Consider the following 11,557-nt stretch of genomic DNA (forward strand, 5'->3'; position numbering starts at 1 on the left):
TCTCCTTCGTGTCGCGCCCCAGGCTACCCCCGAGGTGACTGCGGTTCAGGACGGGCCGAGGATGAAGTTCCACGAGCCGGTGAGGACGGCGGCGGTGACGGCGACCGCGGCGATTGCCGCACCGAGGAGTACCAGCAACCACTCAGCCAGTCCGAACCGGGACTCGCGCGCCCACGTGCGCGGGCCGGGCGCCCCGAAGCCGCGGGCCTCCATCGCGACAGCGAGCTTGGTGCCCCGGCGGATGGAGAGCACGAGCAGCGCGAAAGCCATTCCGAGGAACCGACGGATACGGCCGCGGTCGGCCACACCGCGCGAGCGACGCGCGAGCTCGAGCGCACGCCAGTCATCGACGAACAGTCCGACCATCCGCAGACCGGCGAGCCCGCCGAGGACGAACCGGGCCGGGAGTCGAAGCACCTGCGCGAGCCCGTCGGCAAGATCGGTCGGGTCAACGGTGGCGAACAGAACGACCGACGGCAGCGCTATCGCGAGCACCCGAAGCATCGTGGCAAGCGCCAGAGTCAGCGATCCCTCGCTGACCCGCACCACGAACCACTCCAGGAAGATCACTCCACTCGCCTGGCCGTACAGCGCGATCGTCACGCCGGTGAGCGGCGCAAGCAGCCACACGATCCACGTGCGCCGCCAGAAACGACTCCAGCCGAGGCCAGCGAAAGGGAACAGAGCGAGTTCAATCGCCAGCGCGACCCCGGCCGACACCGCATCCAGGGTCAGCACCAGCGGAATCGTCAGCACGACGATCGCCAGCAGCTTGGCGACCGGGTTCAGCTGCGCAATCCGTGAGGGCGCGCCGGTGTGGACATCGATCACGACGAACCACCCAGCACGAAACGGTCGGCATCCAACGCATCGGCAACCTCGAAATCGTGCGTGATCGTTACGACCGCCGATCCCTCGTCACGAACCCGGCCGAGCAGCGCGACCAGTTCTGCCCAGGTCCGGGCATCCTGCCCGAAGGTGGGTTCATCGAGCACGAGCACCCGAGGCCGGGTCGCGAGGGCCGCGGCGACCGTGAGTCGCCGTTTCTCGCCCCCCGAGAGCGTGTAAGGGTTCGCCTCGGCGAGCTTGTCCAATCGCAAACGGTGCAGCAGCTCATCGACCCGCGCGGTGATCTCCGAATCCGCGAGGCCCAGCGCGCGCGGCCCGACCTCGAGCTCGCCGCGAACAGTCCGTGCGAGCAACTGGTGTTCGGGGTCCTGAAACACCATGCCGAGGCGCGTCAGCAGCGCGCGCGAGGACCACTCGTGAGGATGACCGCGCTCCCCCGCCGCGAGCGCTGGCGACGCCACAACCGAGCCCGCGGCAGGCGGGATCAGACCGGCAAGGGTCAACCCGAGGGTCGATTTGCCGGCACCGTTCGGCCCGGTGATCGCCGTCACACCCGCTTCGACGATGTCGAGCCGCGGGACCTCGGCAACCGGCCGACCCGGCACCCGAGCGACGACCAGATCGTGGGCCGACACCAGAACCGAACCCCGAGCGTGTAGGGCGCGCGGGGGCCACGCCGGGCGATGGCCGGGGACCCAGACGCCGGCCGCGGCGAGATCGGCGCCTCGGTCGCGCAGCACCGCGTCCGGCGAGCCGTCGGCGACGACGACGCCAGCCTCGAGGACCACGACCCGATCGACCAGCGACTCCCAGGCCGCTACCCGATGCTCGACGACAACGAGGGTGGCTCCCGTTTGGTCGACGACGCGGGCGACGGCATCCCGCACCTGCTCGACGCCGTCGGGGTCGAGATTGGCCGTCGGTTCGTCCAGGATGATGAGCCCCGGCCGCATCGCGACGATGGCGGCGAGCGCCAGCCGCTGCTTCTGCCCTCCCGACAGAGCGGTCGTCGAGTGATCCAGCGGCACGTCAAGTCCCACCAGGTCGAGGGCCTCGCGCACGCGCGACCAGATCTCTTCGCGGGGGACGCCGAGGTTCTCGCAACCGAACGCGACCTCATCGCCGACCCGCGCGAGCACGACTTGAGAGTCGGGGTCCTGCAAGACCAGACCGGCACTGCCCCGCGCCGCACTCGGTGGGGACCCGTCGAGGCGAACTGAGCCTTCGCTCTCGCCCTCGTCTGTGCCGAGCACTCCGGCGATCGCTCTCACAAGCGTCGACTTGCCCGACCCCGATGCTCCCAGCAGCAGCACTCTCTCGCCGGCACTGATCTGCAAATCGATATCGCGTAGCGCCCACGCCCGTCGACTGCCGTGCCGCCAGCCCCAGCCGTCGATGCTGACAGCAACGGGACGAGGGCTGGGCGGAGGAGTCCGAGAAGACTGCGCCGTCACGTCAGACGCGCTGCCGGACTTCACGCCCGGCAGGGAAGGCATCGAGCGCGCCCGTCGCGGCAAGCGCCCGCACCAACAACCACGAGAGCAGACCCGCGATCACCGCACCCGAGATGACAGTGCTGATCAGGTAGACGATCGTGAAGGTCACGTCGGCTCCCGCGTACCAGAGGATCAGATTGTTGATGCCGCCGGCCAGCGCGGCGCCGGCTCCGGCGAGGATGGCGACCGGAAGCGTCCAGACGCGGTAAGCGAAGATCAGGAAGATGATCTCGGCGCCGAGCCCCTGCACGAAGCCGGCCTCGAGCGTCAGGAACCCGCCCCACTGATTGCCGACCAGCGCCGAGACGACGGCAGCGAGCAGCTCGGTGTAGATCGCGGCACCCGGCTTGCGGATGACGAGAGCGCCCAGGACTCCGGCGAACAGCCACGGTCCGTCAAGCAGACCCTGCAGGCCCGGCAGCAGCGGCTCGAGCAGCGTGCTCGGGCCGACGTAACCGACGTTCCAGGCCAGGAAGATCAGGCCGGATGCCACACCGATGACGCTGGCGACGACGATGTCGACGATCCGCCAACGGAACCGGCGCGTGGTCGCTGTGGGGGTGGACGACGAAACAGACATTGTTCTCCTTCCTGCGCTGGCATGACCCAGATCAGGTTCGACGGTCGAAGCGTGGATTCGCTTCCTCTCAGCCCGGCACACCGGACTCCCGTGGTTCGTGGTGCCGAGTATACGCGCCAGGTACGGATAATCTGGGCGGGATGACTGACACGGAGGCGCCGACCGCCCCCGACCCGACCGACGCCGACCAGGCTTCGAGTGCGGCCGCGGGGGGAGCGGTGGAGCGCGCCGACACTGCAGCACTGCAGTGGGCTCGCCCTGCTAGCGCACCTGCCGCGCGCCGGATGCACGACGACCCGGACCAGGGCGACCTCCTGGACGGGATGCCGCGCCGCTCGCTGCTGCGCGGAACCGTCATCGGTCCGACGCTCATCGTGCTCGCTGTCGTCGCGGCATACGCCGCGGTAACCCTGCTCTGGCCGTTGACAGCGGTGATGCCGACGGCGCAGTCCGTCGATGTGGCGCCGCTCACGGCATCCGCTGCGGCTCCTGCCTGGCCCGCCGAGGGTTCGGCTGCAGTCGCCGTCGACGGGTTCGAGTCGACGTCTCCCGAGGGCACGCTGGCCTCGACGACGGATGCGGCGCCGCTGGCGAGCATCACGAAGCTCGTGACCGCGCTCATGGTGCTCGACCGTCAGCCACTCGCGCTCGGCGAGACCGGCCCGGAGTACGCGTTCACCTCGCGCGATCGCTCCACCTACTGGAACTACCGCGGGCGCGGCGAGTCGGCGCTCGACGTCCCTGTCGGCGGGTCCCTCACCGAATACCAGATGCTGCAGGGGCTACTGATCGGCTCTGCGAACAACTATGCGGCCCGCCTGGCCGACCAGTTCTGGCCGACGGACGAGGTCTTCGAGAGCGCCGCAGCCGATTGGCTGAGAACCCACGGAATCAGCGGCATCACGGTCGTGGAGCCATCGGGTATCGACTCCGACAACATCGGCACCCCCGCTGGTGTGATCGCGCTCGGCCGCAAGGCTCTTGAGAATCCGGTGATCGCCGAGATCGTCGCGACGCCGATGGTGGACCTGCCCGGCGCCGGTGGGGTCACGAACACGAACGATCTGCTGGCAGATCCGGGCGTCGTTGGCATCAAGACGGGTTCGCTCTTCGTCAACGGCCGCGAGGTCGACGACCTGGCCACCGCGCGTGACCTCACGATCGGCGACACGACGGTCCGCACCTATGCGACGGTCCTGGCCCAGCCGAGCGACGAGCTGCGCGACAGCTCGGCCCGGGCTCTTCTCGCTCAGCTCGAGGCGGAGCTGACGACCCCGTATGTCATCCCGGCCGGGACGGTCGTGGGGAGCGTCGAGACCGCGTGGGGATCGAACCCGGAGATCCGCACCACCGCGGATGCCGCGGTCATCCTCTGGAACGGCGCGGCGTCGAGTTCGTCATCAACGCTCACTGTCGACGAATGGGAAGCCGGGTCACCGGCGGGCACCTTCACCCTCACCGGTCCGGTGAACTCGACCACCGTTGAAGCTGCGGTCTCCGCCGAGATCGAGCAGCCCTCACCGTGGTGGCGGTTGACGCATCCGCTGCAGCTTTTCGGCCTGATCGACTGACCGACGCGACGTCGCTCGAGGTGTCTCAGCCCCAGAGGGGCGTCGGCGGCGTGAACCCGTAAGCCTGATCGAGAAGGTCGGCGGGAAGCTCCTGGCCGGGGGCGGGGTTCCAGCGCGGTGAGCGGTCTTTGTCGACGAGTTGCGCGCGAATGCCCTCCACGAGATCGGGCTGCGTCGTCCCGAACCACAGCACAAGCCCGTACTCCTGGGCAAGCGTCGCCCGCAGGTCGGGGAGCTTGCGCGCGCGTCGGACCGCCTCGAGCGTCACCGCGAGCGCTGTGGGCGGAAGCGTCCCGAGGTGCCCAGCGGTCTCGCGCGCGGCATCCTCGGGCCGTCCGCGCAGTGCGTCGACGATCTGGGCGACGGTCGGCTGGGCGAACGCGACGTCGATCCACTCCAGCTCACCGGTCAGGGTTCCGGGAGCTGGATCTGTCGCGACGGCCTGGATCGCACTGTCGAGGTCGACCCTATCCTCGAGCGCCGACAGCAGGCCTTCGAGCCGCACGCTCGGGACGTGGTGGTCGGCAAGGCCCGCCGCTATGGCGTCGGCCGGCCCGACGGTGTTGCCGGTGAGCGCCAGGTACTCGCCGACCCGCCCGGGGGCACGGCCGAGCAGCCAGGATCCGCCGACATCCGGCGTGAAGCCGATCCGCGTTTCGGGCATCGCGAGCATCGATCGCTCGGTGACGATGCGGTGCGAGGCATGGCCGGCAAGACCGATTCCACCGCCCATCGTGATCCCGTCGGCGAACGCGACGATCGGATGCCGATACTCCGCGATCCGGGCGTTGAGGGCGTACTCGGCGCGGAAGAAGGCCTCGACCTGCTCGGGATGATCGCCGATCAGCGTCTCGTACAGCCCGCGAACATCGCCCCCGGCGCAGAACCCGCGATCGCCGCCGCCGCGCAGAACGACAGCTCGGATGCTGTCGTCCCGCTCCCACCGCTCAAGAGCCGCGGCAAGCACCTCGACCATCTCGAGATCGAGGGCGTTCAGCGCCCGCGGTCGTTGCAGGGTCAGGATGCCGATCTCGCCGCGCTGCTCGATCTCAACCGTCGGTGTACTCTCCACGGTCCCACGGTAGCGAGGGACCGCCACGGAGGGGGGTCTTCGACCGCCCTCGGGCGTGGTGCCGCATCCGTAAGGGCTGCGTCGGCCAAACTGGTGCGCAATCCACACCCAGGGAGGGGCTCGTCATGCCCGACGGACAGGTTCTGGAGTTCGCGGGGCTTACCAAGCGCTTCGGGACGATCTCGGCAGTCGCCGACCTCACGTGCAGCATCCAGCCGGGGCGCATCACGGCGTTTCTCGGACCCAATGGGGCCGGCAAGACCACGACGCTGCGGATGCTGCTGGGTCTGATCCGTCCCACCTCCGGCTCGGCGACCATCGGCGGTCGCCGCTACGACGAACTCACCCATCCCCTGCACACGGTCGGTGCGGTTCTCGAGGCGACCGGGTTTCATCCTGGCCGCACGGGAGCAGCCCATCTCACGGTGTATGCACAAGCTGCCGGCATCCCGCGTTCGCGCGTCGATGAGGTACTGGAGCTGGTCGGACTCTCGCACGCTGCGGGACGCAAGGTCGGCGGCTACTCCCTCGGGATGCGCCAGCGGCTCGGGGTTGCGTTCGCGCTGCTCGGTGACCCCGGCGTGCTCGTGCTCGACGAGCCCACCAATGGCCTCGATCCCGAAGGCATCCGCTGGATGCGGTCGTTCCTGCGGACTCTGGCCGGCGAGGGGCGGACGATCCTGGTGTCGTCTCACCTTCTCGCCGAAGTGCAGCAGACGGTGGATGCCGCGCTCATCATCTCGGGCGGACGCCTCGTCTTCGAGGGGTCGCTCGCCGACCTCGCGTACCAGGAGGTTCCGGTCACCCTCGTCGACTCTCCCGACCGCGGCGCACTCGTCACGGCGCTGGAGGCTGCGGGTGTTCCGCTCGAAATCCTGCGCACCGGCATCCAGGTGGAGGGCCTCGACGCCGCTCGTGTGGGCGCGATCGCTGCCTCTGCCGGCATCGCCCTCTCGGCACTGACCGACCGGGGGCCGGCCCTCGAAGAGATCTTCCTCGAGTACGTCAACGGAACGAGGCCGCCGCGGCTGCTGACGGACGAGCCTCAGCCAGAGGTCCCGATCGAGACCGAGGAGCAGCCTGAGGTCACGACGGCGTCGGATTCCGAGGCCGATACGCCCGTCGGTGCGTCAGCCGACGAGGAAGGGGCGAACCGATGACCGTCGCCACCGTTACCCGGTCGGAGTTCACCAAGTTCTTTTCGACATCCCTGTGGTGGGTGTTGGGGCTCGTGCTCGTGGTCTACATCGCCTCCACGGCAGGCGCGCTTGCGTTCGTGTTCGGGGCCGTCAGCAACGGAACCCTTCCTGGAGACGGTGCGCCGGTCCCGACCGAGGGCGTCGCCCCCCTGCTGTATTCGCTGGCGGCGAGCGTCGGCTATGTCATCCCGCTCATCCTGGGCACCCTCATCGTTACGACCGAGTTCCGGCACAAGACTCTGACGGCAACGTTCCTTGCAACCCCCCGCCGCGGCACCGTCCTGTGGGCGAAGATCGTCGCGGGCATTGTGGTCGGCGTGGGCTTCGGGATCGTCGGCGCGCTGTCATCGGTCGGGCCCGCGGCGGGGTTTCTCACGGTGTTCGGTATCGATACCGACTTGGGAGCCGGGTCGACCTGGGCGCTCATCGCCCGGGTCGTGCTCGCGCTGACGATCTGGGTGGTCGTCGGGATCGGGGTCGGCACGCTGGTGCGCAACCAGGTAGCCGCCGTCGTCGGAGTGCTTGTCTTCACGCAGTTCCTCGAACCGATCGCCCGCACGGCAGGCGCGTTCGTGGAGGGACTCGACACCGTCACGAACTACCTGCCGGGCGCGGCAAGCGATGCCCTCGTCGGAGCCAGCATCTTCCAGATGGCGGGCGCAGGAGCCAGCACGAGCGGACTCGAATGGTGGGCTGGCGGCGCCGTCCTGCTCGGCTACGCGCTTGTGCTGCTCGTGCTCGGCTACGCGCTCAACTGGCGCCGCGACGTCAGCTGACGAGGTCGGCGACGTCTTCGGCTGGGCCCTCGACATCCAGCCGGAGCGCCTGGACCAGCGCCAGACCGTGTCGCGTCGTGAGCACGATGCGTTCGTAGTCCGGATGCTCCTCAAGGTCGATCACGACACCGGGCCGCCGCCCGCGCACCAGGACGAAATCCTCGCTGCCGGCTGACTTCCAGGTTCCCATGGCGACGACACCGCGCACATGCGTGCCGGGGCTCGGCACGCCGCGAAGCCAGGTCCACACGTCGTCGGTGAGCTGAACCTTTGCAATCGTGTCGCGCGGGAGGTCTACATTCTGCCGCCGGAATGCAAGCAGCCGCTCAGACCCCGACAACGCCACCTCCAGGTGGGCGGAGTCAAGCAGCAGGGTGACCATGAACCTAGTCTGCCAGCGGCGTTCGCGCCCTTACGGGGAGTTTGCTTACAAGCCCGCAACGATCCCTCTGCACCCTCCCTCCAACGGCAGACGCTCTGGCGCGATCGACAGCACGTGCACTCTCCGCGTCAACTGCTCCTTCGACAGCGACTGCAGCGTCCCGAGCGCCCAACCGGGAGCTCGAGCTCCTCCGCAGCCTCCACTGACTCCTGGTCCCTTGCCGGCATCCGATCATAGGTCGGCTCCACCGACCACGGAGATCTCCTTGCCGCCAAGGCCCAGGGAAATGTTCGGGAAGGGAAAGACCACAATGCTCGACCTCACAAGCGCCATCGACCAGCTGATCGTTGAAGCCGAAATCGCCGCACTACCCACCTGGGACGGCGCACCCCTGCACTACACCAGCGCCTACCACACCCCCGACGAACTCGCCGCAGCGCTCGAGCGTTGGCGAGCCGAACAAACACCCGGCACCTGGCGTCGATGCCACCTGTGGCGCCCTGCCCCCGCAGCCGGGGCACTCGACCTCGAGCACCACAACCTCACCACCTGGATCACAGACCTCCGCTGCGACCACCACGGCGCCGAGTATCACGCCTGCTCGTGCGTAGGCGAACTCCTCTACAAGAGCGTCTGCAGCGTCTGCTCCTGGCAAGCGATCACCGACGACGAGAACACCGCCGTCGAAGCCTGGCACGACCACGCCATGCCCGGATGGCGCGACCTCCCCACCCTGCCCAGCAAACTCCGCGGGCACATGGGCACCCGGAAAATGACCCCCGCGCTCGAAGCCTGGTTCGACGCGAACTACCCCGAGAACTTCCGCGTCCCCGGCGCACCCATCCTCACCGACCGGGGCGGCAGCGGCATGCGTCACGTCCCCGACTACAGCCCCTACGGCGGCTTCGACCTCAGCGACCACAACTGACCACACCACCCCGAACGGAGATCACCATGAGCACCCCCGAACCGCGCGCTCTCACCGAAGCCTGCAGCATGTGCCCCGAAACCCTCGTCGCCTTCACCGACACCGAACTCACCGAACAACTCAGCCTCCACGTCGCCCGCCACCACAACGGCGCCACCGCGGCCGTGGCAACCCCCGAACGCCCCACTATGACCGACGCGGTACGCATCCTCGCGGAAACCTGGTCAGTCGTCGCCCGCTGCGACGTCGAGGTCTTCGGTGGCCTCCAATACGTCGAAGCGCTCTCCATCGCCCAAGTCCTTCACGCAGGCGGCTACTCCAGCCTCGCCGGCGAAATCATCTACCGGTGGGCGCGTAACGACACTGATTGGGACGACCGCAACGACCCCCAGTTCGTCACCGAAGTCAACCGGTGGATCGCGCTCATCGAACCCGGCATCCTCGACCGGGAAAGCTCAGCATTCTGCCAGCACTACATCGACACCGGCCTCTACCTCACCGAAGGCGAGACCCTGTGACCGGCAATGCTCAGGTGCCCCAGAACCCCACCATCGCGGGGGAACTGGGGCACCCCCACGTCGGTGCCTGGATCAGCTGGGAAATCCCCAGCCCCAACCTGCTCCTCCCCGTCCGCATCCCACCCCGCGAAATCGCCTGGCTCGCCTTCGATGGCCACAAGATCAACATCGGCCTCTGGCCCGCCGACAACGAAGACGGCGACACGTTCGACGAGTTCTACCTCGAACCCGACCACCCCATCCGACTAACCGAGGCGCCCGAGGGCGACCCGGCGTGATGACAGCACCCGTAGCCGTCCCGCGGCCGAGCGCGACGGCTACGGCCGTATACAGCCAACAGTGAACGGATATGTCCTAGACTGGACGCAGCCCGCCCCCTGCTGGGGGGAAGGGAAGTAGAAGCCGGGACCCCCGCCGTTTGACGGGACCCGGCTTTCGCGCTGCTACAGCCGGATATCCACGATCGTGGTCGCGGAACGGATCGGCTCGAAGAACTGACTCCGGTTCGCGATCGACTCCCCGTACGCCCCGAGGGTCTGGTCAGCCACCCACAGCATCGGCTCACCACTGGGCAGCGCATGGAACACCCGCAGCGACCGACCCAGCGACTGCGCCCCGCGCATCCGCTCCACTGTCCGCATATCGGCGCCGTCCAGCGATCGACCTCGCGACTCGAGCGTGAGCCGAGTCACGCCTTGCCGCTCGAGCTCCCACAACATCCGCTGGATGCACAGCGCCCGCGCTCTCTCCTGCTTGCGGGGATTCACCGGCGCCCCCACCACGACCACGTGGTACGCATCGAACGCCGCGATGCTCGCGATCACCCGCGCCTGCTCGGCGCCCTCAAGATCACGCCAATGAAGCTTCGGCCCGCGAGTGTGCAGCTCCCGCATCCGCTCCCGCAGCTCGTCGCACCGACTGTCCTCAGCAACGACCACACCCAGCAGGTAGTGAGAGATCCCGCCAACCTCGCGCATGCTCTCATCGCCCCACGCTGACAGCTGAAGCGACTCCACGCCCACACGCTACCGGCCACACACGACACCCTCGAGGCCGCTCCCACCCCACCATGGATGCCCAGAACGCCCTAGATGTACCGGGCCATGAGGTTGGTGGCGGTGCGGGCCTTGTGAATGGGGAGGACCTCCGGGCTTAGTGGAGATATCTGACGTCTCTGCTGACCGGAGGTCCTCGATGTCCCACGCTAATGCGCGCCTGACTGTCCGTGGCAGGCTGCTGATCGTTGAACGTGCCCGCGCCGGGTGGAAGCAGGCGCATATCGCCTCGGCGATGGGGGTATCTCGTCGCTGTGTGAAGCGATGGCTTGACCGCTATCGGGCCGAGGGCGACGCCGGCCTTCATGACCGATCGTCGCGTCCGCACCATGTCGCGAACCGCACTGCGGACGAGGTCATCGCCACGGTCGTCGCGGTGCGGACAGCAGAGCGCCTGGGGCGTGACGAGGTCGCAGCCCGGACGGGAGTGCCGGCCCGGACCGTGTCGCGCATCATCGCTCGTGCGGGGCTTCCTCGCCTGGCCGAGTTGGATCCGATGACCGGGGAACGGATCCGTGCATCCAAGACCACCACGGTTCGTTACGAGCGCGAGCGGCCCGGGGAGCTCGTGCACATGGACGTGAAGAAGCTCGGCCGCATCCCCGACGGCGGTGGATGGCGGGCTCTCGGTCGCGACGTCGTCGACCGGCACCGAAACGTCAAGATCGGGTTCGACTATGTCCACTCGCTCGTCGACGACCACTCCCGGCTCGCGTACTCCGAAGTCCTCGGCGACGAGAAGGGACCCACCTGCGCCGCGTTCCTCGAACGTGCGATCGACTACTTCGCCGCGCACGGCATCCCCCGCATCGAGCGGCTGATCACCGACAACGCGTGGGCGTACAGATGGTCGTTGCGCGAGGTCTGCGTTGCGCACGGCATCCGGCAGAAGTTCATCAAACCGCATTGCCCCTGGCAGAACGGCAAGGTCGAGAGGTTCAACCGGACCCTGCAGACCGAATGGGCCTACCGGCAGCCCTTCACCTCGAACCAGCAGCGCACCGAAGCCCTTGACCCCTGGCTCGACCACTACAACACTGGACGACGCCACTCAGCCCTCGGAGGCAAACCCCCGATCAGCCGACTGCAACCAACGTCATGACCGGGTACACCTGATATGTAGTGCCTTGT

Annotated in this window: 13 protein-coding genes and 1 riboswitch; of the genes, 7 read left to right on the forward strand and 6 right to left on the reverse strand. The window is 68.1% G+C overall.

Annotation, left to right across the window (positions count from 1 at the left end):
- Nucleotides 1–45: 45 nt before the first annotated feature.
- The 3 genes from B4F19_RS10395 to B4F19_RS10405 all read right to left on the reverse strand — a co-directional run bounded on the left by B4F19_RS10395 (nucleotide 46) and on the right by B4F19_RS10405 (nucleotide 2,925).
- On the reverse strand, nucleotides 46–831 hold the full coding sequence (locus B4F19_RS10395; protein ID WP_292734686.1) for an energy-coupling factor transporter transmembrane component T family protein: 786 nt from the start codon (nucleotides 829–831) through the stop codon (nucleotides 46–48).
- Nucleotides 828–2,345, reverse strand: a complete 1,518-nt coding sequence (locus B4F19_RS10400; RefSeq protein ID WP_295794061.1) for an ABC transporter ATP-binding protein — start codon at nucleotides 2,343–2,345, stop codon at nucleotides 828–830. The genes B4F19_RS10395 and B4F19_RS10400 overlap by 4 nt, the downstream gene beginning before the upstream one ends.
- Nucleotides 2,305–2,925 carry an ECF transporter S component gene (locus B4F19_RS10405; protein ID WP_292734689.1) on the reverse strand — a complete coding sequence of 207 codons (621 nt, stop codon included), beginning with the start codon at nucleotides 2,923–2,925 and terminating at the stop codon, nucleotides 2,305–2,307. The genes B4F19_RS10400 and B4F19_RS10405 overlap by 41 nt, the downstream gene beginning before the upstream one ends.
- A riboswitch (TPP riboswitch) is annotated at nucleotides 2,917–3,027 on the reverse strand. (Overlaps the previous gene by 9 nt.)
- 38 nt (nucleotides 3,028–3,065) lie before the next feature.
- Between B4F19_RS10405 and B4F19_RS10410 the strand changes: the two genes are divergently transcribed.
- Nucleotides 3,066–4,496, forward strand: coding sequence for a D-alanyl-D-alanine carboxypeptidase family protein (locus B4F19_RS10410; protein WP_292734691.1), 1,431 nt, complete (start codon nucleotides 3,066–3,068; stop codon nucleotides 4,494–4,496).
- Between the two features lie 25 nt (nucleotides 4,497–4,521).
- Here B4F19_RS10410 and B4F19_RS10415 read toward each other — a convergent pair whose 3' ends face one another.
- Nucleotides 4,522–5,568, reverse strand: a complete 1,047-nt coding sequence (locus tag B4F19_RS10415; RefSeq protein ID WP_292734693.1) for an enoyl-CoA hydratase/isomerase family protein — start codon at nucleotides 5,566–5,568, stop codon at nucleotides 4,522–4,524.
- Between the two features lie 125 nt (nucleotides 5,569–5,693).
- On the opposite strand from B4F19_RS10415, the gene B4F19_RS10420 reads away from it, so the two are divergent.
- Together B4F19_RS10420 and B4F19_RS10425 are read left to right on the forward strand one after the other, a co-directional pair.
- On the forward strand, nucleotides 5,694–6,728 hold the full coding sequence (locus tag B4F19_RS10420) for an ABC transporter ATP-binding protein (protein WP_228178345.1): 1,035 nt from the start codon (nucleotides 5,694–5,696) through the stop codon (nucleotides 6,726–6,728).
- Nucleotides 6,725–7,543: an ABC transporter permease gene (locus B4F19_RS10425; RefSeq protein ID WP_228178344.1), complete on the forward strand. Its 819-nt coding sequence runs from the start codon at nucleotides 6,725–6,727 to the stop codon at nucleotides 7,541–7,543. The genes B4F19_RS10420 and B4F19_RS10425 overlap by 4 nt, the downstream gene beginning before the upstream one ends.
- On the opposite strand, the gene B4F19_RS10430 is transcribed toward B4F19_RS10425, so the two are convergent.
- Nucleotides 7,536–7,925 carry a hypothetical protein gene (locus B4F19_RS10430; protein ID WP_228178343.1) on the reverse strand — a complete coding sequence of 130 codons (390 nt, stop codon included), beginning with the start codon at nucleotides 7,923–7,925 and terminating at the stop codon, nucleotides 7,536–7,538. The genes B4F19_RS10425 and B4F19_RS10430 overlap by 8 nt on opposite strands.
- Before the next feature lie 310 nt (nucleotides 7,926–8,235).
- Between B4F19_RS10430 and B4F19_RS10435 the strand changes: the two genes are divergently transcribed.
- Genes B4F19_RS10435 through B4F19_RS10445 form a run of 3 tightly spaced genes read left to right on the forward strand, consistent with a single transcriptional unit; the run spans nucleotide 8,236 to nucleotide 9,649 of the window.
- A complete protein-coding gene (locus tag B4F19_RS10435; RefSeq protein ID WP_228178342.1) occupies nucleotides 8,236–8,853 on the forward strand; it encodes a DUF6349 family protein in 618 nt (205 codons plus the stop codon).
- Nucleotides 8,854–8,879: 26 nt separating this feature from the next.
- Complete coding sequence (locus B4F19_RS10440; protein WP_228178341.1) at nucleotides 8,880–9,371, forward strand: hypothetical protein; 492 nt, start codon at nucleotides 8,880–8,882, stop codon at nucleotides 9,369–9,371.
- Entirely contained in the window at nucleotides 9,368–9,649 is a 282-nt protein-coding gene (locus B4F19_RS10445) for a hypothetical protein (protein ID WP_228178340.1), read from the forward strand. The genes B4F19_RS10440 and B4F19_RS10445 overlap by 4 nt, the downstream gene beginning before the upstream one ends.
- A 165-nt stretch (nucleotides 9,650–9,814) precedes the next feature.
- Here B4F19_RS10445 and B4F19_RS10450 read toward each other — a convergent pair whose 3' ends face one another.
- Nucleotides 9,815–10,387, reverse strand: coding sequence for a hypothetical protein (locus B4F19_RS10450; RefSeq protein ID WP_228178339.1), 573 nt, complete (start codon nucleotides 10,385–10,387; stop codon nucleotides 9,815–9,817).
- A 178-nt stretch (nucleotides 10,388–10,565) separates the two neighbouring features.
- On the opposite strand from B4F19_RS10450, the gene B4F19_RS10455 reads away from it, so the two are divergent.
- Nucleotides 10,566–11,528 (forward strand): IS481 family transposase, encoded by a 963-nt coding sequence (locus B4F19_RS10455; RefSeq protein WP_292734696.1) that lies wholly within the window; start codon nucleotides 10,566–10,568, stop codon nucleotides 11,526–11,528.
- The last annotated feature ends 29 nt before the right edge of the window (nucleotides 11,529–11,557 follow it).

The organism is Microbacterium sp. UBA1097, assembly GCF_002313585.1.
Lineage (GTDB): Bacteria > Actinomycetota > Actinomycetes > Actinomycetales > Microbacteriaceae > Microbacterium.